Below are 20409 nucleotides of genomic sequence, written 5' to 3' on the forward strand. Positions count from 1 at the left end.
CCCCGTGACGCACAGCCCAGTGCCGCACCGCACCGACCTCGCGCTCGCCGCACCGTTCACGCTTGGCGGCCTCACCCTCCGCAACCGTCTCGTCGTCACCGCCCATGCCACCGCCGCCGTCACGGACGGTGCCCCGACCGGGACCGACGCGGCCTACTGGCGGCGGCTTGCCCAGGGCGGCGCCGGCATGGTGGTCACCGGCGGCACCGCCGTGGCACCCGAGTCGACGCTGCCGCACCGCTTTCTGACCGAGGCGTGGCGGCCCGAGATCGAGGACGCCGTACGCCGTCGCGCCGAGGCCATCACCGGCGCCGGCGCCGTGGCCATCGCCCAACTCGTCCACCTCGGGCGGGAGACCCTGGGCGCCGGTACCTACTACCCGCCGGTGTCCTCGGCGGCGGTTCGCTCACCCCGTGAGGCAACCGCGCCCCACCCACTGAGCACCGACGAAGTACGCCGCGTTGTCGACGCCTTCCGCAGATCGGCGGCGAACAGCGTGGCGGCCGGTTTCCACGGCGTGGAGTTGCACGCGGCCCATGGCTATCTGCTCGCCCAGTTCCTCTCCCGCGCCAACAACACCCGCGACGACGCCTACGGCGACCGACTCGCGCTGCTGGCCGAGGTGATCGACGCGATCAGCTCCGAGATCGGTGAACTCCCCATAGGCGTACGGGTGTCGGTCGAACCCGGCGAGGATTCCGGGCTCGGCCTGGACGGCCTGATCGAGTTGCTTCCGCGCCTGTGCGCCGCCTCGCCCATCGCCTACGTCAACATCACCACCGGCGTCCGCAACACCTACGTACCCGGGATGGCGACCACCCGCCCGCCCCTGCTGGAGTCCGTGGCCCGGCTGCGGGCGGCGGTCGCACCACCGTTGCTGGTCAGTCAGGGGTTCCGGTCGGTGGCCGACATCGAGAGCGCGCTGGGCGCCGGGGCCGATCTGGTCGGTATGGCACGGCCGTTCATCGCCGACCCGGACTTCGCCCGCAAAGTCGTCGCCGGCGACGAGCGCTCCGTACGCCCCTGTACGGGCTGCAACGAGGGCTGCCGGACCTTCGAGCCCACCGGTTCCTGCTCGGTCAACCCCGAACTCGGCCCACCAGGAGCCGAGTCGCGCCCTGCTGTTCCGCTGTACCTCACCCGGAACGCCGGCCGATCCGGCGCCCGATCCGGCACCCGATCCGACGTCCGGAAAGACATAGGGAAGGGCACGCTGACAGGCCCCGTGGCGGTCCTGGGCGCGGGGCCCGCCGGCATGGAGTGCGCGATGGCCCTGGCCCGTACCGGTGGCGAGGTCGTCGTCTTCGACAGCGCTCGGGAGGTCGGCGGTCAGGCGCGCCTCGCGGGCCGCGCCGCCCACCGCTCCGGCTGGCAGAGGTTGGTCGACTACCAGAGCGATCGGCTCGCCGACCTCGGCGTGCGCGTGTTCCTGGGTACGACTCCGACCTCGGCGGAACTGAGGGAGTACTCCCACATCGTGCTCGCCACCGGGGCCGAGGAGGCGGCCGTCCCCGTGCCGGGCGGCGCGCTACCAACCTTCACCAGCACGGACTTCCTCCACCGATACGCCGATGTCGTGCCGGGAGCGTCCAGGGTTGTCGTCCTGGACGACGGCTTCGGCTGGTGGCAGGGCATCAGCGCCGTCGAGAGCGCGCTGGGGGCCGGTGCCCGCGAGGTCACCCTCGTCACCCCCGGCACGGGCTTCGCGACAGGTCTCTCACCGGAGAACCGGACCCAGTTGACGCACCGTCTCGTCGGAGCGCCACTGCGCGTCGTCGTGCTGAGTACTGTCTTCGCCACCACGCCCGACGGAGTACGCCTGCGCAACGTCATGGACGGTCATGAGACGCACCTCGCCGCCGACTGCCTGGTCACCGTCGGCGAACGCCGGGCGCGCCGACCGGACTTCACCCCGGCCGCCCACCACACCACCCTCGCGATCGGCGACAGCGTCGTACCGCGCCGGATCGCGCACGCCGTGGCGGAGGGACGCGCGGCGGCGACCGAGGTCGCCGCCGGGGCCCGTGCGGATCAGACGGTGCCGCTCTCCCACCACCAGGAGCCGGAGCCGTAGGAGGGGTACTGGACGCGGCTGTCGCAGTGCTGCCAGGAGTGGGTGTACGCCTCAAGGCCGGAGAATCCGCAGGTCTCGGCGATCCGGTACACCTGGAGGGTGGTGTGTCCCGAGACCACGATGTCCCCGGCGACACCGTAGACATGCATGCTGTTGGACGCGCCGCCCGACGCCGCGTTGTGGGCGATGCTGCGGAAGCCGGAGTTGACGGTGATCGCGCTGTTGCCGGCCTTCTTGCGCAGGGCCTCCAGCTTGTACATCAGGCGGCGGACGTTCTCCTTGACCTCCGCCGAGCCCACCTTGCCGCCACCGAAACCGGATCCGTCCTTGGAGTGGAACTCGGTCCAGTCGAAGTGCGCCGTCGAACCGTCCGCGTTCTCCAGGCTGTTGAGCGCACTGTGGGTCTGCGGCCCCGCGACACCGTCCGCCGACAGCCCGTACGCCGCCTGGAACCGCCGGACCGCACCGTCCGTGGCCGGGCCGAACGAACCGTCCCACGCGATGAAGACGCGCTGGGCGCTCGGGGCGGCCCAGCCCCCCACGCGGATCTGCAACTCGGCCACGTCCGCGCCTGACATCCCCTGCTGAAGGGTGCGGGACCATCCGTACGCCGAGGCCGGCCCCGCGGTCGCCAGGTTGGCGGCGGTTGCCAGGCCCGCGGCTGTGGCCACCCCGGTCACACCCCGGAGCAGAGCGCGACGGTCCATGCCGCGCCCGGAGTTTCCTGCTGTGTTCATGGTTCCTCCTCGAACTTCGCTGGACGGCCGTGCCGAGGGCGACCCCGTCAGGCCGATGTGAGGCCCGATCGCTCAGGCGACAAGTGCCTGCCAGGTGTTGGAGCCGACGACGCCGTCCACCGCGAGACGGTGGGCGGACTGGAAGGAGCGGACCGCGCTGTCGCTGGCGGGTCCGAACGCGCCGTCGACCGTGAGCGCGGCGCCATGCGCGTTGAGTTGACTCTGCACCGCCTTGACCGCGGCACCACTGGAACCCTGACGCACCGTCACGATCAGTGCCTGCCAGGTCGCCGGCCCGACCACACCGTCCACGGCCAGGCCGTTGGCGGACTGGAAGGACCGCACCGCGCTGTCGCCGGCGGGTCCGAACGCGCCGTCCACGGTCAGCGCGGCGCCATGCGCGTTGAGCAGGTACTGCACGGTCTTGACGCGTTCACCCGTGGAGCCCTGCCGTACGGTGGGCCAACCGGCCGTCGGCGGCGGCGAGTAGGCGCCACGGGCGAAGGACACTAGGTCCTCATAGGTGCCGTTGAAGGTGTTCTGGTCACCGGGGAAGGTCCCGGAGTCGGCGTACTGCCAGATCGTCTGGCTGGACCAGCCCGCGGGCAGCGCCCCCGGAGCACCGGCGTACCGCGCGATCCACAGCGGGTTGGTCGCGCCGAAACCGCTGTTGTTGCCGGTGCAGGTGGTCCACCAGTCGGTGGTCGTGTAGATGGTGGGATAGCGTCCGACCTTGGCGCGGACCTGATCGCTGAAGGCCCGGATCCAGGCCACCATCGCGCTCTGGCTCAGCCCGTAACAGGCGGGCCCGTACGGGTTGTACTCGATGTCGAGAGCGGGTGGCAGGGTCTTGCCGTCGGCGGACCAGCCGCCACCGTGGCTCGTGAACCAGTCTGCCTGAGCCGTACCGCTGGAGTTGTTGGGCAGCGCGAAATGGTAGGCGCCGCGGATCAGCCCGGCGTTCACCGAGCCGTTGTACTGCTGGGAGAAGGAGGGACTGGTGTACGTGGTCCCCTCGGTGGCCTTGACGTAGGCGAACGCGGCGCCCTTGCTCTTGACGCTCGCCCAGTCCACCGTCCCCTGGTGGGAACTGACATCGAGTCCGGCGGGGCCGGTGCTGGGCGCGGCGGCCAACAGCACCTGGCGCGGGGCGTCCCCGCTTCGGCGCGCCAGCCCGGAACCGGCGTGATCGTCCTCCGGATGGGTAACTGGTGTGGGGCGAACACTCTCCCGCGCGCTCTGCTCAGCACTCTCCTGCGCGGTCTTCGCGGAGGCGGTGCCGGGCAGGGCGAACAGCAAGGACAGGACGGACAGGACGGCGGCGAAGAGCGCCGTCGTCGTGGCGAGTCGGCGGGCCGGACCCGTAGTGGGTACGGGCCGTGCGGTGGTGCCTGTGGGCATGTGCCTTCCCCGGATCGCGCGGTGGGCAGTGACCAGACCGTCAGTCATTCCGTCAATCGTTGATGCGGACATGACAGCGAGATGACAGTGAGGACTCTATGCGCATAGAGCCGTCGTGCGGAAGGGCCGAGAAGATGTCGTGCCGATGACACAACGGCCCACCGGAGATCGCGCGATTCGAGGGTGCACGATCGTCCGTACGGTGCCGTGAGTCCCCGGACCTCCGGACGCACTACGGCAGACCAAGTCGCCGTCTGCGCACTGCTGGTGGGGCGCCGTGCAGGCATGACTGGACGCGGCCGGGACGGACCACCCCGGACTCGGACCGGTCATCGAGGTGGTCGCCGAGCACCCGGGCGCCGCGCTGGCCGACAGCACCGTCGAGGGCCCTTTGCCGAGCGTGCTGATGGAGGACAAGATGTCCGGCTTCACCTCGGCGGCGAGGCCACGCTGAGCCGGGGCGGAAACTTGCAGAGTTTTCTCTGCGGAGAATCCTATGCAGAGAAGACTCTGCAACATACGCTGCTGGCATGTCCGATGAACCCGAACCCACACCACAGCCCGAAAGGTCCACCCGGCGCATCGATGCGCGCAGCCTGAGGGGGCTGGCCCATCCGCTGCGGATGAACATCTTTGAACTGCTCAGTCTGGACGGCCCCGCCACCTCCACCAGACTCGCCGAACGCCTCGGGGAGAACACCGGCACCGTCAGTTGGCACTTGCGCCACCTTGCCGAGCACGGCTTCATCGAGGAGGAAACCGGACGGGGCACGAAACGCGAGCGCTGGTGGAGAAGGGTCGGCGTCACGAACGAGCTGAAGATCGCCGATTTCCGCGACGATCCCGACACTCGGGGCGCCCTGTCGGTCTACCTGCACGAACTGGTGCAGCAGTACTTCAGCCGGGTCGTGAACTACATCAGCGAGGACTGGGACGACAGATGGCGGACCGCCGGCACCGTCTCGGACTGGCGTGACCTGCGGATGACGCCGGATCAGCTGGAGGCGCTCAACGCGGAGCTGATGGCTGTCATCGCCCGCCACACGCCTGCCCCGGATGCCGAGCCCGCCCCGGACGCGCTCCCTGTCGTCGTGCAGCTCCAGTCCTTCCCCCGTAAGCAGCGTGGCACCGCGTGAGTCAGGGCATACGCGGTGGTCTCCTGCGCCGCCACCGCGATTTCCGCCTGCTGTGGTGCGGCGAGACCGCCGGCAAGTTCGGCGCTTCGGTCACCGGGGTGGCGATGCCGCTGATCGCCGTCTCCACCTTGGACGCCAGCACGTTCGAGGTCGGCCTGCTGAGCGCCGCCACGTGGGCACCTTGGCTGATCATCGGTCTCCCGGTCGGTGTCTGGGTGGACCGGCTGCGGCGCAGACCGATCATGCTGGCCGCCGCCGCGGTTTCCCTCCTGCTCTTCGCCGGTGTCCCGGTCGCCGCATGGTTCGGCTGGTTGAGTATCGGACTGCTGCTGGTCGTCGCACTGCTGACGGGCACGGCGGCGGTGTGCTTCCAGACCGCCTACAGCGCCTATCTCCCCAGCATTCTGGAACCCGATGACCAGCCCGAGGGCAACGCCAAACTGCATGGCAGCGCGTCCGCCGCGCAGATTGCCGGGCTCGGCTCCGGTGGTCTGATCGCGCAGTTGGCAGGTGCGGTGAACGGAATGTTCGCCAACGCCGCGACCTTCCTCGTCTCCCTGCTCTGCCTGGCAGGCATCCGGCACCGCGAGCCACGTGTCACCAGAACCGAACATCGTCCCCGTTCACTGGTCAGTGAGGTCCGCGAAGGGCTGCGGCTGATCGCCGTCGACCCCTGGTTTCGTACGCTCACACTCTTCGGCGCCGCGTCCAACCTGGCTCTGATGGGATATCAGTCGATCCAGGTGGTCTTCCTGGTCCGGAGCGTCGGCCTGACCCCGGGGACGGTCGGCGCACTCATCGCGGCTTCCAGCGCCGGAGGCGTCGCTGGGGCCTTCGTCGCACGCCGGGTCGCCCACCGGATCGGCACGGCCCGCGCGACTCTGCTTTTCGAACTGGGCCTTCCCATGCTCGCTCTGCTCATCCCGCTGACCGTCGGCGGAGCCGGGATCCTGCTCTTTGTGGCGGGCGGCTTCAGCGTCTCCGCGGGGGTCGTGGCCGGCAACATCATCAAGGCGAGCTTCCAGCAACGCTACTGCCCGCCGGATCTCCTCGGTCGCCTCACCGCAAGCACAGCATTCCTCAGCTACGGAGCGATCCCCGTCGGAGCACTGCTCGGCGGCGCGCTCGGAACCGCACTCGGCCTCCGCGCCGCCATGGCCATCACGACAGCGGGGGTCCCGCTCGCCGCGCTGATCCTGCTCTTCTCCCCGATCCGGCGATCCCGAGACCTGCCGACGTCCCGGCAGCCGACGAGTAATTCCGAACTTCCGCTGGATTCTGATAGCGAGACGGCCCTACCGCGTCATTGACCACGACCGCACCTGGCTAGCGCCCCTCGGAACCGAGTGCCAGAACCTCCCGTCGGATCTCAAAGACCCGCCTGATTCCTCCGGCTTGACGCATGCCGATATCGGAATATGATGGCTGCCATGGCACGAGCAGCGACGACATCGGACGTCTTCAACGCGATCGCCGAGCCGCAGCGCCGGGAGATCCTGGTGCTGCTGAGGGCGGGTGAGCGGCCGGTGACCGAGTTGGCCCAAGAGCTGGGGATGACCCAGCCGGGGGCGTCCAAACACCTGCGAGTGCTCCGCGAGGTCGGGCTGGTGCGGGACCGTAAGGCGGGCAAGCAGCGTCTGTACGGCCTTGACGCCCGTGGGCTGCGACCGATTCACGAGTGGACCGGCGGGTTCGAGCGGTTCTGGAACGAGAGCTTCGACCGGCTGGACGCGTACGTGCAGGACCTCAAGCAGGCAAGGCAGGAGGAATAGCTGATGAGCGCGACGGGACGAGGAGCGCCGGCGCAGTCCGCGACGGCCGACCGCGAGATCGTGATCTCCCGGGTCATCGACGCCCCACGGGAGCTGGTGTTCGAGGCTTTCACCGAGGTGCGGCACCTGTCGCGGTGGTGGGGGCCGGAGGGGTTCACCACCACCACGCGGTCCTTCGAGTTCCGCGTCGGCGGGGAATGGGACTTCGTGCTGCACGGGCCGGACGGGACGGACTACCAGGAGTGGATCTCCTGGACCGAGATCGCCCCGCCGGAGCGGATCGCGCTGCTGCACGGTGAGTCCCGCGGCGACCCGAACGCCTTCGAGTCGGTCCTCACGTTCGCGCCCGACGGGGCGGCGACCCGGATCGAGATGCGCACGGTGTTCCCCACCAGGGAGCTGCGCGACGAGGCGGTCGAGAAGTACCACGCGATCGAGGGCGGGCGGCAGACCCTGAGCAACCTGGCTGCCTACGTCACCGAGACCGTTCGGAAGGGAGCTGAGGACTGATGGCCGGCAAGGTGTTCTTCAGTGTGTCGATGTCGCTGGACGGGTTCATCGCGCCCGAGTCCGTGCCCGTTGAAGACGGGCTCTTCGCGCCCGAGAGGCAGGACGACCCGCGGGTCCGGCGCTGGATGGCGCAGTGGATGGAGCTACAGCAGTGGATCTTCCCGCTGCGGTTCTTCCGGGAGAACCTGAAGCTCGGCGAGGGCGGCGAGGAAGGGCGCGACAACGACATCGCGCGGGAGATGTTCGAGCGCACCGGTGCGAGCGTGATGGGCAAGCGCATGTTCGACCTCGGCGAGCAGTCATGGCCGGAGGAGGCGCCCTTCCACACCCCGGTGTTCGTCGTGACGCACGAGAAGTGTGACCCTTGGGAGCGGCCGGGTGGAACCACCTTCCACTTCGTCAACGACGGCATCGAGCACGCCCTCGACCAGGCCCGCGAGGCCGCCGGCGACAGGGACGTCCGCATCGCGGGCGGCGGCGCGACGATCCTGGAGTACGTGAACGCCGGCCTGGTCGACGAGTTCTCGATCACGCTGTCACCCGTGCTGTTCGGCTCCGGCACCCGCCTGTTCGAGGGCGTGGACGCGGGCCGCGTAGCCCTGGAGCCGGTCCGAGCGGAGCCGACGCAGCGGGTGACCCACCTGACCTACACCGTCCGGAAGCGGTAACTGTCCCGAACTCGGCGCTCTCATGGCGAGGTCAGCGGCGATCGAGCTGGCCAACCTGGTGCGGACCGGGCTGGTGATCGACGTCACCGAGAACGACGGCTGGTCACCGGAGCGGGTCACCGCCAGGCCCTGACGGGGCCGTACGCTCCAGGCGTCCGGACGGGGAGAGTGCCGGCCGGAACTGTTTCGCGGATATCTTCCTGCGCTGTATATCGGCGCCTCCATGCGCGCATGTCAGAGGACCCCGGCCGTGGCCGGGGTCCTCTGAGGTTTGTGACGAACTGACGGTCGGCCGGCGCTCCCAGGTCATCGGTGAAGGAGAGCCGCCGGCTCGGAGGTCGACTCGGCGAAGGTGACGGCGAGGCCGCGCGGAGCCGCGATCTCGGCGATGCCGGAACCCATGAGGCCGCAGCCGACGACGAGAGCCGGGAGATGTCGGACATGAGTGCTCCAGTGGAATTGAACCGAAGTAGGTGCAGGAAACAGCAGACTAGTTGAAGTCAGTTCAGTTTGGTGGCAGGGTTGAGGTCAGCGCACCGCGAGTGAGTCCCGGGAGGGCCGATGCTGGCCGCAAGGCTGTACGGAGCGAAGGATCTACGGATCGAGGAGATGCCCGAACCCGAGCCGGGGCCGGGCGAAGTGAAGATCCGGGTGGCGTTCGCGGGGATCTGCGGCACCGATGTCCATGAGTACTTCGAGACGCCGCGTGCCACGCACACGCCCCACCCGCTGACCGGCGCCACGCTGCCCCAGACCTTGGGGCACGAGTTCGCCGGGACCGTGGTCGCCCGTGGTGAAGGGGTCGACCGGGTGGCGCCCGGTGACCGGGTCTGCGTACGGCCCATCCGTACCTGTGGGGCGTGTCCCCGCTGCACGGCCGGGCTGTCCCATCTGTGTACGGCCCTGGCGGCGATCGGGGTGACCGCCCCCGGTGGCGGACTCGCCCAGTACGTGGTCGCTCCGGCCGACTCCGCGCATCGGCTGCCGGACGGCGTCTCGCTGGAGCAGGGTGCCTTGGTCGAGCCCATGGCCGTGGGCCTCAACGCCGTGGAGCGGGCCCAAGTACCCAACGGTGGAAGCGCGTTGGTGATGGGTGCGGGAGCGGTCGGCATGGGGGTGCTGTTCGCGCTGAAGGCGCGGGGCGTCCATGACGTACTCGTCGTGGAGCCCTCGCCCGCCCGCCGCGCGGCGGCCGGACTGCACGGCGCCCACGCCCTCGATCCCGGTGCGGTCGACGTGGTCGAGAAGGTGATGGTCCACACACATGGCCGGGGCGTGGACGCGGCCGTCGAGTGTTCGGGCCGCCCGGAGGCCCTGCACGCCGCCCTTCACTCGGTGGCCGCCCGAGCGCCGGTCGTGATGGTGGCGCTGTACTCGGGCCCGGTCACCGTGGACGCCGCCGTCCTGCGTCTGGGCGAACTCGCCCTGCTCGGTTGCGAGGCGTACCCGGACGGCGTCTTCGAGCGGGTCATCGCGTCCATGGACGCCGGTCACTACCCGACCGACGGGTGGCTCGATCACATTCCGCTCGGCGACACCCTCGCGGGGCTGCGCGATGTCCGCGACGGACGGCGCGTGAAGGTCCTGGTCGACATCGCCGCGGCCGGCGCGACCTGACCCATTGCGGGATCCGTGCCGGGATCCGCGCGGGACCCGGGCGGTCCACTGAACCGATCTCGATCAGGGGGTTGACAGTGGATCACCGACTCCGCAAGCTCATAATGAATTCAGTTCAATTTGGAGGACGAGAGATGGCAGTGGAAGACGAGATCCAGTTCGAGCGGGACGGCCATGTCGCCCGTGTCTGGCTCAACCGCCCGTGGAAGAAGAACTGCGTCACGGTGCCGATCCTGGAGCGGCTGGACGAGATCATCACCGAGGTCGACGAAGACCCCGAGCTGCGGGTCCTGGTGGTCCGTGGCCGCGGCGGCACCTTCTGCTCGGGCTTCGACCTCGACAGCCTGAAGGCGGAGTATGTCGGCAAGTCGACCGCCATCGACGTCGCGGTCAAGTCCGCGAAGGTGTGCGACCGCCTCTACTCGATGAAGACCCCCTCGGTCGCGGTCCTTGAGGGCCATGTCACCGCGGGCGGCTTCGAGATCATGATCTCCTGCGACTTCGCGATCGCCGCGGACGACGCCAAGATCGGCGACTTCCACATCCGCCGCGCGCTGTTCGGCGGGGCCGGCCCGATCTACCGGGTGCCGCGCATGATCGGCATCCGCAAGACCAAGGAGCTGATGCTCACCGGCAAGCTGCTGTCCGGTGTCGAGGCCGCCGAGTTCGGCCTGATCAACAAGTCCGCCCCCGCCGATGAACTGGACGACACGGTCCAGGACTTCATCGGGGACCTCGTGGACAAGAGCCCGTTCACGATGTGGCTCACCAAGATGACCATCGACCGGAGCCTGGACGCGGACACCCAGTCGCTGATGGTGATGGAACACCTCGCCGTGGGCGTGGCGCTCAACTCCGAGGACGCCAGTGAAGGTGTCTCGGCGTTCCTGGAGAAGCGCGAGCCGAAGTGGCTGGGGCGCTGATCGGCGTGGAGACGCCGCCGCGGCATCCGGACACCGGCTCGCGGGACGCGGGGTCGCGGAGCACCGGGTTGCCGGGCTCACGCTGCTCCGGCTGCTCGGTGGCGGTCTACCCCGCGGACGACACCTGCCCGCGCTGCGGGGGGCCCGCCGACCCGGCGGCCCTGTCCGGCGCGGGCACCCTGTGGACCTGGACGGTGCAGCGGTACGCGCCCAAGTCACCGCCGTACCAGCCACCGCCCGGCGGCTTCGTGCCGTTCGCCCTCGGCTATGTCGAGCTTCCGGACGGGGTGCGCGTCGCCGCCGTACTCCAGGTCGACGACTTCGACGACCTCCGTATCGGCATGCCGCTCACGGTGACGGCCGGCCACGGTGTGCCGCGCGCGTGGCCCCTGACCGTCGGCGAGGAGGTCCGATGCGGACCGACGTCCTGATCTGCGGCGCCGGACGCACCCCGTTCGGCCGGACGGAGCTGAGCGGCCGGCGGCTGGCCGTCGACGCGGTGAACGCCGCGTTGGCGGACGCGGGGATCGTGTGGTCCCGGGTGCGGGCCGCGTTCGGCGGCAGTGACAGCGCCGGACTCGCCGACACCCTGGTGGCCCAACTCGGGCTGACCGGACTGCCGTTCGTCAACGTCAAGAACGGCTGCGCGACCGGCGGCAGCGCACTGGTCTCCGCCGTGAACGCGATCCGCTCGGGCATGGCGGACGTCGTCGTCGCCGTCGGCTTCGACAAACACCCGCGCGGAGCCTTCGACCCTCGGCCCGAGGACTGGGGCCTGGGCGAGGAGTACGGCAGCGACGGGCTGATGGTGACCACCCAGTTCTTCGGCATGAAGATCCAGCGCTATCTGTACGACCACGGCATCACCCCGCGCACCCTCGCACTGGTCGCCGAAAAGGCGTACCGCAACGGCGGCCTGACCCCCGAAGCCTGGCGGCGGGAGCCGGTGTCCGCCGCGGAGATCCTGGACTCCGGCATGGTCAGCGACCCGCTGACCCGGTACATGTTCTGCTCCCCGGGAGCGGGCGCCGCCGCACTGGTGCTCTGCTCACCCGAGGTCGCCCGCACCCTGGACGGCCCCACGGTCACCCTGTCCGCGGCGGCCGTACGCACCCGGCGCTTCGGCTCGTTCGAGGTGTTCAGCCCCTGCGTCCCCGGCGGCGAACCGAGCAGTGTCAGCCGCGACGCCTCGGCCGCCGCCTTCGAGGACGCGGGCATCGGGCCCGGTGACATCGATGTGTGCCAGCTCCAGGACACCGAGAGCGGGGCCGAGGTCATGCATCTGGCCGAGTGCGGGTTCTGCGCGGACGGGGAGCAGGAGGCACTGATCGCGGCCGGTGCCACCGAGATCGGCGGGACGCTGCCGGTCAACACCGACGGCGGCTGCATCGCCAACGGCGAACCCATCGGCGCCTCAGGACTGCGCCAGGTCTACGAGGTCGTCCAGCAGTTGCGCGGCCGGGCCGGAAAACGCCAGGTCCCCGGCGAACCACGAGTCGGCTTCACCCATGTGTACGGGGCGCCCGGGGTCAGCGCCTGCACGGTGCTGACCCGCTGAAGGAGAAGCAGAAGGAGAGGGAGAAGAAGGAGGTGGAGGAGTTGGAGGAGGTGGAGGAGAACATGAGCACCGTCCCGGAACCCGAGGAGTTCCGTGCGCGGGCCCGGCAGTGGCTGACCACGGTCGCCCGGCCGCGCCCCGCCACGGGGGAGTGGGGCAGCGGCTCCGACTCCGTGGCCGTGTTCGAGAACTGGACCGAGGAGGAGGAACGCGCGCACACGGCCCGCGCCCAGGAGTGGGAGCGCCTCCGGCACGACCAGGGGTGGGGCGCCCTCAACTGGGGTGAGGCGTACGGCGGTCGTGACCTGCCCGCGTACTACGGACAGCTCTACCGGGCCGAGGAAGCGGCCTTCGACGTGCCGCACCGCACCGAGATCTTCCCGGTGACCCAACAACTCGTCGCCCCCGCGATCGGTATCTGGGGCACCGAGGAGCAGAAGCGGCGCCTGCTGCGGCCCCTGCTGCGCACCGACGAACTGGCCTGCCAGCTCTTCTCGGAGACCGAGGCCGGATCCGACCTCGCCGCCGTACGGACCAAAGCGGTCCGCGACGGCGACGGGTGGGTGCTGAATGGACACAAGATCTGGACGTCCGGCGCCCGCGTCGCGACCTGGGGCGTCGCCGTGTGCCGCACCGACCCGGACGCACGCAAGCACGCCGGTATCACCGTCTTCCTGGTACGCATGGACGCGCCGGGTGTCTCCGTACGGCCCATCCGGCAGATGACCGGCGGCGCCAGCTTCAACGAGGTCTATCTCGACGGCGTGGTGGTGCCCGACACCGACCGGCTCGGACCGGTCGGCGAGGGCTGGCGGGTCACGCTCAGTGTGCTGGCCGCCGAACGGCTCGACTCCGGCGGACTCGGCCTCGACAACGCCGACCGGGCCCTGGAACTGGCCCGGCACCAGCCCCACCCACTCACCGGCGGCGCACAGCGGCAGGCCGCCGACCTCTACGTCCGCGCCCTCGTTCAGCGGCTCATCGGGCTACGGGTGACCGCCGCCCTCGTCGCCGGCCGGGAGCCCGGCGCCGAGGCATCCGTCGGCAAGCTGTACGCCACCGGGACCATGCGGCGCACCAGCGACCTGGTGTCGGAACTGCTCGGGCCACGCCTCGTCGCCGATACGGGGGAGTGGGGCACCTACGCCTGGACGGAACACGTGCTCGGCGCCCCCGGCTACAGCATCGCGGGCGGCACCGACGAGATCCAGCGCACCATCCTCGCCGAACGCGTCCTCGGCCTGCCCAAGGAGCCCACCCGATGAGCACGGGCCCGCAGGAGGCGGAGCCGGCACTGACCGCACGGGTCCGCGAACAACTGGCGCACCGTCATCCCAACTGTTCCATAGGGGAGTTGACGACTCTGCCGGGTGGTCACTCGGGACTGACGTACTCGGTCACCGTGGGGGACGCGCGATATGTCGTCAAGGCGGTCCCGCCGGGGCAGCGGCCCATCGGGCGCAACGATGTGCTGCGGCAGGCACGGGTACTGGGAGCGCTCGCCGGGTCCGCGGTGCCGGTGCCCGGCGTCGTCGCCGTCGAGGACGGGCAACCCGCCTGGTTCGCGATGGACTTCGCGCCCGGAGAGGCCCTGGAGCCCGTACTTGACGAGCCGGAGGTGCCCGCCGCGACGGCACGCGCCCGGATGCTGGAGATCGCCTCCGTACTGCGACGGCTGCACGAGACCGACATCCGCGCGCCCGGACTCGACGCACCCGAACCGCTCGACGCCGCCGGTGAGCTGACGCGATGGAGCCGTACCCTGCACGCCGTACCGGCCGAACTCCGCCCCGGTGGCGAGGACTTGCTGACACGCCTCGCCGACGCCGTACCCTCCGGCGCCGTGTCCTCCGATACTCAACCGGTGCTCCTGCACGGCGACTTTCGGCTCGGTAACGTGTTGTGTGTCGGCGAGCGGGCCGTGGCCGTTGTCGACTGGGAGATCTGGAGCGTCGGCGACCCGCGCATCGACCTCGGCTGGTTCCTGCTCTTCGCCGACCACCGCAACTTCCCCCACCTCGGACGCGCCGTGCCCGGCCTGCCCACGGAGGCCGAACTGCTGGACACCTACCTCGGCGGACGGCCCCCGCTGCCCGCGATGGACTGGTTCCGCGCGCTGGGCCGGATGAAGATGGCGGCGATCATGGGCCACAACCTGCGCCGGCATCGCGAGGGCAAGCACCACGACCCGGACCAGGAGCGACTGCCACCCACCATCGCCGCGATGATCCGCACGGCACGCGACATCCTCGCCTGACCCCGAACGTCGGATGCGTACGTCGGATTCGTACGTCTGATCCCGCACGTGTGATCCCGCACCGACCGCACACCACCCCGCACCGGAACGTACGCCGAGCCAGAAGCCGGCGAGGAGGAGCAATCGTGGATTTCGGGTACTCGCCACGAGCGAGTGAACTCCAGGACCGCATGCGGTCGTTCATGGACCGGCACGTGCTTCCGGCGGAAGTGGTGTACGACCGGCAGCTCGCCGAGGCCGAGGACCCGCACGCGTTGCCGCCGGTCATGGCCGAGCTGAAGCGGAAGGCACGGGCCGAGGGCCTGTGGAATCTCTTCATGGCACACGGTGACTGGGGCGCCGGACTCACCCACCTCGAATACGCGCCGCTCGCCGAGATCGCGGGCCGCTCCATCATCGGGCCCGAGGTGTTCAACTGCTCGGCACCGGACACCGGGAACATGGAACTGCTCGCCCTGTACGGCACGCCCGCGCAGCAAGAGCGCTGGCTGCGGCCCCTGCTGGACGCCGAGATCCGCTCCTGCTTCGCGATGACCGAACCGGAGGTCGCGAGTTCCGACGCCCGTAACATCCGGACCCGTATCACGCGCGACGGCGACAGCTATGTCGTCAACGGCCGCAAGTGGTACACCTCCGGGATCCTCGACCCCGACTGCCGACTGATCATCCTGATGGGCAAGACCGACCCGGACGCACCCACGTACCGCCAGCAGAGCATGGTGCTCATCCCCCGGGACACCCCCGGTATCACGGTCCTGCGCGACCTGCCCATGTTCGGCTACACCGACCGGCTCGGACACGGCGACGTGCTCTTCGAGGACGTCCGCGTACCGGTGGAGAACATCCTCGGCGGTGCGGGAGAGGGCTTCGCGCTCGCCCAAGGGCGGCTCGGACCTGGGCGCATGCACTACGCGATGCGCGCCGTCGGCTTCGCCGAGCGTGCCCTCCAGCTCATGTGCGAACGCGCCACCGAACGCGTCGCCTTCGGCGGGCCGCTCGCCGAACAGGGCGTGGTACGCGAGTGGATCGCCCGCAGCCGCATCGAGATCGAGCAACTGCGCCTCCTCGTCCTCAAGTCGGCCTGGCTGATGGACACCGTCGGCAACGCCGCCGCCCGCACGGAGGTCGCCGCGATCAAGGTGGCGGCGTTGGACGTCGCCCACAAGGTGGTCGACCGCGCGGTCCAGACACACGGCGCGGCAGGGGTGAGCGACGACACCGTACTCGCCCGGCTGTTCTCCATCACGAGGGCGCTGCGCATCGCCGACGGTCCGGACGAGGTGCATCTGCGGACGGTGGCCCGGCAGGAACTCGCCCGGTACCGGAAGCCCGACACAAAGGCAGGGGCAGCGTGAACGCCGACACTCTCCACGGCAAGGTCGCCGTCATCACCGGCGGATCCCGCGGCATCGGCCTCGGTATCGCCACCGCCTACCGGGAGGCCGGCGCCCATGTGGTGATCGCCGCCCGCAAGGCGTCCGGACTCGCCGAGGCACGCGAGGAGTTGCTGCGCAGCGCCGGCGACGGCGACATACACACCGTCGTGGCCAACGCCGGTGAACCCGAACAGGCCGAGGCATGCGTCAACGGCACCGTCGAGCGCTTCGGGCGGGTCGACATCCTGGTCAACAACGCGGCGACCAACCCGTACCACGGCGACCTCCTCGACCTGGACCTGCCGCGCGCCGAGAAGACCGTCCGCGTCAACCAGTACGGGATGATCGCCTGGACCCGTTGCGCATGGCGGGCCTGGATGGCCGAGCACGGGGGAGCGGTGATCAACATCGCCTCCGTCGGCGGACTGATCGTCGACCCGCACATCGGCTACTACAACGCCACGAAGGCCGCCATGCTGCACATGACCCGGCAACTCGCCTACGAACTCGGGCCGCGCGCCCGCGTCAACGCCATCGCACCCGGGCTGATCAAGACGGAGCTGGCCCGAGCGGTGTGGGAGGTCCGCGAGAGCGTCCTCACCGCCCAACTGCCGATGCGGCGCCTCGGCACGGTGGAGGACGTGGCGAACGCGGCGCTGTTCCTGGCCTCCGACGCCTCCTCCTGGATGACCGGCCAGACCCTGGTACTCGACGGCGGCGCGACCGCCCTGCCGATCGGCGTGGACCGGTGAACATGTCCCGACCCGCCGACGTGCCGGGCACGGTGAACGCACCACCATCGACATCCGACCTGTTCTCGCTCGACGGCAGGACGGCGATCGTCACCGGAGCCTCCGCCGGGCTCGGCGCACGCTTCGCCACCGTCCTCGCCCAGGCCGGCGCCACGGTGTTCGCCGCCGCCCGCCGCATCGACCGGCTGGCGGAACTCGCCGACTCCCACCCGCGTATCCACCCCGTCGCCTGCGACGTTTCCCGGGAAGCCGACCGTACGCGACTCACCGACACCGCGCTGACGGTCACCGGCCGCATCGACGTCCTCGTCAACAACGCGGCCGTCTCCGGCGAGACACGCGCCGCCGACGAGTCCCCGGACGCCTTCGCCGACGTACTCGGGGTCAACCTCACCGCGCCCTTCCACCTCGCGCGGCTCACCGCCGAGGCACCCCTCCCCACCGGCGCCACCCCAGGCGGCGGCCGGAGCATCATCAACGTCTCCTCCATCCTCGGCCTGGTCTCCGCCGCCCCGCTCGGCGGCGCGGCCTACGCGGCGTCCAAAGCCGGACTGATCGGTCTCACACGCGAGTTGGCCGGACAGTGGGGCCACGCCGGAACCCGCGTCAACGCACTCGCCCCGGGCTGGTTCCGCACCGAGATGACCGCCGACCTGTTCGGCGACGAGCGGTCCGCCCGGTGGGTCGAGCGCAACACCCTGCTGCGCCGCGGCGGCCACGGTCACGAACTCGACGGCGCGCTGCTGTTCCTCGCCTCGGACGCGTCCTCGTACTGCACAGGGCAGGTCCTGACCGTCGACGGCGGCTGGACCGCACGATGAGGGTCGGCGTCGACATCCGGACCGACGGCCTCGCCCGGGTCACCTTGTGCCGGGGCGACGCGGGCAACGCCATCGACCTCGACATGGCACGCGGCCTTCTCGACGCGGCACAGGTCTGCGCACACGAGTCCGTACGGGCCGTGCTGCTCACCGGTGAGGGACGGTCCTTCTGCGTCGGCGGCGATCTGAGGGAGTTCGGCGCACTCTCGGGTGAGGCACTGGAGCGGCACCTCATGGCGGTGACCGACGCGCTGCACGACGCGCTGCGGACCTTCGCCACCATCGACGCGCCGATGGTGGCAGCGGTGCAGGGAGCCGTCGCGGGCGCGGGCATCGGTCTCGCCGCGGCGGCCGATGTGACACTGGCCGCCGACGACGCCTCCTTCACCACCGCGTACACCGGCGTCGGCTACTCGCCCGACGCGGGCGTGAGTTGGTCGCTGCCCCGCCTCATCGGTCCCAAACGCGCCCTGGACCTGCTGCTGACGAATCGTCGGGTACCGGCCGTCGAAGCCGCCGCCCTCGGACTGGTGACCCGCGTGACCACCCCGGACCGACTTGCCTACGAGGCACTGCGGACGGCCGAGACCCTGCGCCGCGGACCCACCGCCGCCTTCGGCGCCACTCGCAGACTCGTCGCGGCGGGGCTGAGCGCCGACCTCGGCCCGCACCTGGACAGTGAGGCGCGCGCACTCGCCGGGACGGCCGTGTCCGGCGAAGGACGCGAGGGCGTCGCCGCCTTCCTCGGTAAGCGCGACCCCGGCTTCACGGGCGCCTCGCACCGACCCTGAACCGGCGCGGACTGCCGCGCACCGCCCCTGAACCGGCGCGGACCGCCGCGACGCTCCCCGAACCGACGCGCACCGCATCGGAACCCGAACCCGAACCCGAACCGAACCCCGAGCCCCTGGAGCACACCGTGCCGGAAGCATTCATCGTCGGAGCCGTCCGCACCCCTGTCGGCCGCCGCAAGGGCGCGCTCAGCGGCGTCCACCCCGCCGACCTGGGCGCGCACGTCCTGCGTGCCCTCCTTGAACGCACCGGTGCCGACCCGGACGCCGTCGACGACGTCTTCTTCGGATGTGTCAGCCAGATCGGCGCGCAGAGCGGCAACATCGCCCGCACCGCGTGGCTCTCCGCCGGGCTGCCCCAGCACGTACCCGGCACCACGATCGACCGGCAGTGCGGCTCGTCGCAGCAGGCCGTGCACTTCGCCGCCCAGGCCGTCGGTTCCGGCGCCGCGGACCTGGTGGTCGCGGGCGGCGTGGAGGTGATGAGCCTGGTGCCGATCGCGAGCCCGGTGTTCGCCGGTGAACAGGCGGGCCTGGGCAGTCCGTTCACCGGGGACGGCTGGCGTGAGCACTTCGGTGACCAGGAGGTGTCACAGTTCCGTGGCGCTGAACTGATCGCCGAGAAGTGGGGGATCTCCCGCGAGGACATGGAGCGGTTCGCGTTCAGCAGTCACCGCAGAGCCCTCGCGGCGCAGGCGGACGGCGCCTTCGATGAGGAGATCGTCCCGGCCTTCGGTCTCACCGCCGACGAGGGACCGCGCGCGGACACCACCCTGGAGAAGATGGCCGGCCTGAAGACCCTCACCGAGGACGGCCGGCTGACCGCGGCCGTCTCCAGCCAGATCTCCGACGGCGCCGCGGCCCTGCTCATCGCCTCCGAGGACGCGATACGCCGCCACGGCCTGACCCCTCTCGCCCGGGTGCACACCATGACGGTGGTCGGCTCCGATCCGGTCCCCATGCTGACCGGTCCGATCGCCGCCACCGAGAAGGTCCTCGACAAGGCCGGTCTGCCGATCGACCGGATCGACCTCGTGGAGATCAACGAGGCGTTCGCCTCCGTCGTCCTCGCCTGGCAGCGGGAGATCGGCGCCCCGCCGGAGCGGGTCAACGCCCATGGCGGCGCGATCGCCCTCGGGCACCCGCTCGGCGCCACGGGCGCGCGCCTGATGACCACACTCGTCCACCAGCTCCGCAGGACCGGCGGACGCTACGGCCTCCAGACCATGTGCGAGGGCGGTGGCATGGCCAACGCCACCGTGGTCGAACGTCTGTGACCTCGCCGATTGGCAACTGAGTTCAACTTGGGTTTACTCTCGGGTACGGACACGGTGGGTGACGACGTGTGACGACCCCAGATGATGACCACAGGTGACGACCAGGAGAGGGCCATGGCGAGGATCGTTGAACCGGAGGCGGGCCCGCGGTCCAAGCGCGCGGCCATCCTCACCGCCGCGGTCGACTGCTTCGGTGAAACCGGCTTCGAGGCCACCAAGTGGTCCACCGTGGCCGAGCGGGTGGGCATCGGGCAGACCGCCCTCTACCACTACTTCGAGTCCAAGACGCACTGCCTGCTCACCATCATGCGGCTCGAACTGCAACGGTCGCACGACCGGTTCACCGAGGCGACCACCGAGACCGCGGACCCGGTCGAGGCGCTGCGGGCCGCGGTCCGCGCGGCGTACGACGTGTCCGAGCACGAGGTCCTTCAGATGCGTATCCTCCAGAACCATATGGACCTGCTCGCCGGCTCCCGCAGGTCCGAGCGCGAGGAGGCCGAGCGGGTCGCGGCCCGGCAACTGGTCCAGGTCGTCGAGCGGGACTGGACGAACCTGCTGGTCCGGGGCATGTCCCAGGGCGCCTTCCCGCTGCGGGACGCGCAGTTGCTCGGCGTGAGCGTGCTCGGCCTGATCGTCAGCGTGTGGCGGTGGTACCGGCCGTACGGACCGACGCCGCTAACGGAGATCAGCGAGCTGATCGAGGGTTCCTGCGTGCGCATGGTTGCCACCTGACGCG

Annotated in this window: 21 protein-coding genes and 1 pseudogene; 18 read left to right on the plus strand and 4 right to left on the minus strand. The window is 70.3% G+C overall.

The genetic code is table 11. The features are described 5' to 3' along the window. Nucleotides 1-4: 4 nt before the first annotated feature. On the plus strand, nucleotides 5-2074 hold the full coding sequence (locus tag ACFVT5_RS07275; RefSeq protein WP_389882395.1) for an FAD-dependent oxidoreductase: 2070 nt from the start codon (nucleotides 5-7) through the stop codon (nucleotides 2072-2074). Here the strand turns inward: ACFVT5_RS07275 and ACFVT5_RS07280 are convergent. From ACFVT5_RS07280 to ACFVT5_RS07290, 3 genes and pseudogenes are all read right to left on the minus strand, one after another. Continuing rightward, nucleotides 2032-2811, minus strand: coding sequence for a D-Ala-D-Ala carboxypeptidase family metallohydrolase (locus ACFVT5_RS07280; RefSeq protein ID WP_389882397.1), 780 nt, complete (start codon nucleotides 2809-2811; stop codon nucleotides 2032-2034). The two genes, ACFVT5_RS07275 and ACFVT5_RS07280, sit on opposite strands and share 43 nt — an antisense overlap. Nucleotides 2812-2883: 72 nt before the next feature. Then, a complete protein-coding gene (locus ACFVT5_RS07285; RefSeq protein WP_389883584.1) occupies nucleotides 2884-3321 on the minus strand; it encodes a peptidoglycan-binding protein in 438 nt (145 codons plus the stop codon). Then, nucleotides 3304-4212: pseudogene (locus tag ACFVT5_RS07290) on the minus strand (lysozyme); the annotation flags it as partial. The gene ACFVT5_RS07285 and the pseudogene ACFVT5_RS07290, both read right to left, overlap by 18 nt. A gap of 530 nt (nucleotides 4213-4742) precedes the next feature. Between ACFVT5_RS07290 and ACFVT5_RS07295 the strand changes: the two are divergent. The 5 genes from ACFVT5_RS07295 to ACFVT5_RS07315 all read left to right on the plus strand — a co-directional run bounded on the left by ACFVT5_RS07295 (nucleotide 4743) and on the right by ACFVT5_RS07315 (nucleotide 8298). Then, nucleotides 4743-5348, plus strand: a complete 606-nt coding sequence (locus ACFVT5_RS07295; RefSeq protein WP_389882399.1) for a helix-turn-helix domain-containing protein — start codon at nucleotides 4743-4745, stop codon at nucleotides 5346-5348. Next, entirely contained in the window at nucleotides 5345-6658 is a 1314-nt protein-coding gene (locus tag ACFVT5_RS07300) for an MFS transporter (RefSeq protein ID WP_389882401.1), read from the plus strand. The genes ACFVT5_RS07295 and ACFVT5_RS07300 overlap by 4 nt, the downstream gene beginning before the upstream one ends. A gap of 120 nt (nucleotides 6659-6778) precedes the next feature. Further along, the gene (locus tag ACFVT5_RS07305; protein WP_143604777.1) at nucleotides 6779-7120 is read left to right on the plus strand and encodes a metalloregulator ArsR/SmtB family transcription factor; all 342 of its coding nucleotides are present in this window, start codon (nucleotides 6779-6781) and stop codon (nucleotides 7118-7120) included. A 3-nt stretch (nucleotides 7121-7123) separates the two neighbouring features. Continuing rightward, entirely contained in the window at nucleotides 7124-7630 is a 507-nt protein-coding gene (locus tag ACFVT5_RS07310) for an SRPBCC family protein (RefSeq protein WP_389882403.1), read from the plus strand. Continuing rightward, a complete protein-coding gene (locus ACFVT5_RS07315; protein WP_389882405.1) occupies nucleotides 7630-8298 on the plus strand; it encodes a dihydrofolate reductase family protein in 669 nt (222 codons plus the stop codon). Before ACFVT5_RS07310 ends, ACFVT5_RS07315 begins: the two co-directional genes overlap by 1 nt. Nucleotides 8299-8604: 306 nt before the next feature. Here the strand turns inward: ACFVT5_RS07315 and ACFVT5_RS07320 are convergent, their stop codons facing one another. Continuing rightward, nucleotides 8605-8700, minus strand: a complete 96-nt coding sequence (locus ACFVT5_RS07320; RefSeq protein ID WP_389882406.1) for a hypothetical protein — start codon at nucleotides 8698-8700, stop codon at nucleotides 8605-8607. A 159-nt stretch (nucleotides 8701-8859) separates the two neighbouring features. On the opposite strand from ACFVT5_RS07320, the gene ACFVT5_RS07325 reads away from it, so the two are divergent. The 12 genes from ACFVT5_RS07325 to ACFVT5_RS07380 all read left to right on the plus strand — a co-directional run bounded on the left by ACFVT5_RS07325 (nucleotide 8860) and on the right by ACFVT5_RS07380 (nucleotide 20405). Then, on the plus strand, nucleotides 8860-9915 hold the full coding sequence (locus ACFVT5_RS07325; protein ID WP_389882408.1) for an alcohol dehydrogenase catalytic domain-containing protein: 1056 nt from the start codon (nucleotides 8860-8862) through the stop codon (nucleotides 9913-9915). Between the two features lie 134 nt (nucleotides 9916-10049). Further along, nucleotides 10050-10838: an enoyl-CoA hydratase/isomerase family protein gene (locus ACFVT5_RS07330; protein WP_389882410.1), complete on the plus strand. Its 789-nt coding sequence runs from the start codon at nucleotides 10050-10052 to the stop codon at nucleotides 10836-10838. Beyond that, nucleotides 10823-11269 carry a Zn-ribbon domain-containing OB-fold protein gene (locus ACFVT5_RS07335; protein WP_389882412.1) on the plus strand — a complete coding sequence of 149 codons (447 nt, stop codon included), beginning with the start codon at nucleotides 10823-10825 and terminating at the stop codon, nucleotides 11267-11269. Before ACFVT5_RS07330 ends, ACFVT5_RS07335 begins: the two co-directional genes overlap by 16 nt. After that, the gene (locus ACFVT5_RS07340; protein ID WP_389882414.1) at nucleotides 11251-12396 is read left to right on the plus strand and encodes a thiolase family protein; all 1146 of its coding nucleotides are present in this window, start codon (nucleotides 11251-11253) and stop codon (nucleotides 12394-12396) included. Before ACFVT5_RS07335 ends, ACFVT5_RS07340 begins: the two co-directional genes overlap by 19 nt. A 62-nt stretch (nucleotides 12397-12458) precedes the next feature. After that, nucleotides 12459-13661 carry an acyl-CoA dehydrogenase family protein gene (locus ACFVT5_RS07345; RefSeq protein ID WP_389883587.1) on the plus strand — a complete coding sequence of 401 codons (1203 nt, stop codon included), beginning with the start codon at nucleotides 12459-12461 and terminating at the stop codon, nucleotides 13659-13661. Next, nucleotides 13658-14653, plus strand: a complete 996-nt coding sequence (locus ACFVT5_RS07350) for a phosphotransferase family protein (RefSeq protein WP_389882416.1) — start codon at nucleotides 13658-13660, stop codon at nucleotides 14651-14653. The genes ACFVT5_RS07345 and ACFVT5_RS07350 overlap by 4 nt, the downstream gene beginning before the upstream one ends. Nucleotides 14654-14778: 125 nt before the next feature. Then, the gene (locus ACFVT5_RS07355; RefSeq protein WP_389882418.1) at nucleotides 14779-16008 is read left to right on the plus strand and encodes an acyl-CoA dehydrogenase family protein; all 1230 of its coding nucleotides are present in this window, start codon (nucleotides 14779-14781) and stop codon (nucleotides 16006-16008) included. Next, nucleotides 16005-16781, plus strand: a complete 777-nt coding sequence (locus tag ACFVT5_RS07360; RefSeq protein ID WP_389882420.1) for an SDR family oxidoreductase — start codon at nucleotides 16005-16007, stop codon at nucleotides 16779-16781. Before ACFVT5_RS07355 ends, ACFVT5_RS07360 begins: the two co-directional genes overlap by 4 nt. Nucleotides 16782-16783: 2 nt before the next feature. Continuing rightward, nucleotides 16784-17602 carry an SDR family NAD(P)-dependent oxidoreductase gene (locus ACFVT5_RS07365; protein ID WP_389882422.1) on the plus strand — a complete coding sequence of 273 codons (819 nt, stop codon included), beginning with the start codon at nucleotides 16784-16786 and terminating at the stop codon, nucleotides 17600-17602. After that, nucleotides 17599-18393, plus strand: coding sequence for an enoyl-CoA hydratase/isomerase family protein (locus ACFVT5_RS07370; protein WP_389882424.1), 795 nt, complete (start codon nucleotides 17599-17601; stop codon nucleotides 18391-18393). Before ACFVT5_RS07365 ends, ACFVT5_RS07370 begins: the two co-directional genes overlap by 4 nt. Nucleotides 18394-18521: 128 nt before the next feature. Then, nucleotides 18522-19670, plus strand: a complete 1149-nt coding sequence (locus ACFVT5_RS07375) for an acetyl-CoA C-acetyltransferase (protein WP_389882426.1) — start codon at nucleotides 18522-18524, stop codon at nucleotides 19668-19670. A 114-nt stretch (nucleotides 19671-19784) separates the two neighbouring features. After that, nucleotides 19785-20405, plus strand: a complete 621-nt coding sequence (locus ACFVT5_RS07380) for a TetR/AcrR family transcriptional regulator (protein ID WP_389882428.1) — start codon at nucleotides 19785-19787, stop codon at nucleotides 20403-20405. The last annotated feature ends 4 nt before the right edge of the window (nucleotides 20406-20409 follow it).

Source organism: Streptomyces sp. NPDC058001, assembly GCF_042886315.1.
GTDB lineage: Bacteria > Actinomycetota > Actinomycetes > Streptomycetales > Streptomycetaceae > Streptomyces.

Bases quoted from the DNA above. Each gene is read 5' to 3' on its own strand.
- ACFVT5_RS07320 (WP_389882406.1), bottom strand. From the start codon at position 8,700: ATGGGTTCCGGCATCGCCGAGATCGCGGCTCCGCGCGGCCTCGCCGTC.
- ACFVT5_RS07280 (WP_389882397.1), bottom strand. From the start codon at position 2,811: ATGAACACAGCAGGAAACTCCGGGCGCGGCATGGACCGTCGCGCTCTG.
- ACFVT5_RS07350 (WP_389882416.1), top strand. From the start codon at position 13,658: ATGAGCACGGGCCCGCAGGAGGCGGAGCCGGCACTGACCGCACGGGTC.
- ACFVT5_RS07340 (WP_389882414.1), top strand. From the start codon at position 11,251: ATGCGGACCGACGTCCTGATCTGCGGCGCCGGACGCACCCCGTTCGGC.
- ACFVT5_RS07330 (WP_389882410.1), top strand. From the start codon at position 10,050: ATGGCAGTGGAAGACGAGATCCAGTTCGAGCGGGACGGCCATGTCGCC.
- ACFVT5_RS07295 (WP_389882399.1), top strand. From the start codon at position 4,743: ATGTCCGATGAACCCGAACCCACACCACAGCCCGAAAGGTCCACCCGG.
- ACFVT5_RS07370 (WP_389882424.1), top strand. From the start codon at position 17,599: ATGAGGGTCGGCGTCGACATCCGGACCGACGGCCTCGCCCGGGTCACC.
- ACFVT5_RS07365 (WP_389882422.1), top strand. From the start codon at position 16,784: ATGTCCCGACCCGCCGACGTGCCGGGCACGGTGAACGCACCACCATCG.
- ACFVT5_RS07315 (WP_389882405.1), top strand. From the start codon at position 7,630: ATGGCCGGCAAGGTGTTCTTCAGTGTGTCGATGTCGCTGGACGGGTTC.
- ACFVT5_RS07380 (WP_389882428.1), top strand. From the start codon at position 19,785: ATGGCGAGGATCGTTGAACCGGAGGCGGGCCCGCGGTCCAAGCGCGCG.
- ACFVT5_RS07345 (WP_389883587.1), top strand. From the start codon at position 12,459: ATGAGCACCGTCCCGGAACCCGAGGAGTTCCGTGCGCGGGCCCGGCAG.
- ACFVT5_RS07325 (WP_389882408.1), top strand. From the start codon at position 8,860: ATGCTGGCCGCAAGGCTGTACGGAGCGAAGGATCTACGGATCGAGGAG.
- ACFVT5_RS07305 (WP_143604777.1), top strand. From the start codon at position 6,779: ATGGCACGAGCAGCGACGACATCGGACGTCTTCAACGCGATCGCCGAG.
- ACFVT5_RS07310 (WP_389882403.1), top strand. From the start codon at position 7,124: ATGAGCGCGACGGGACGAGGAGCGCCGGCGCAGTCCGCGACGGCCGAC.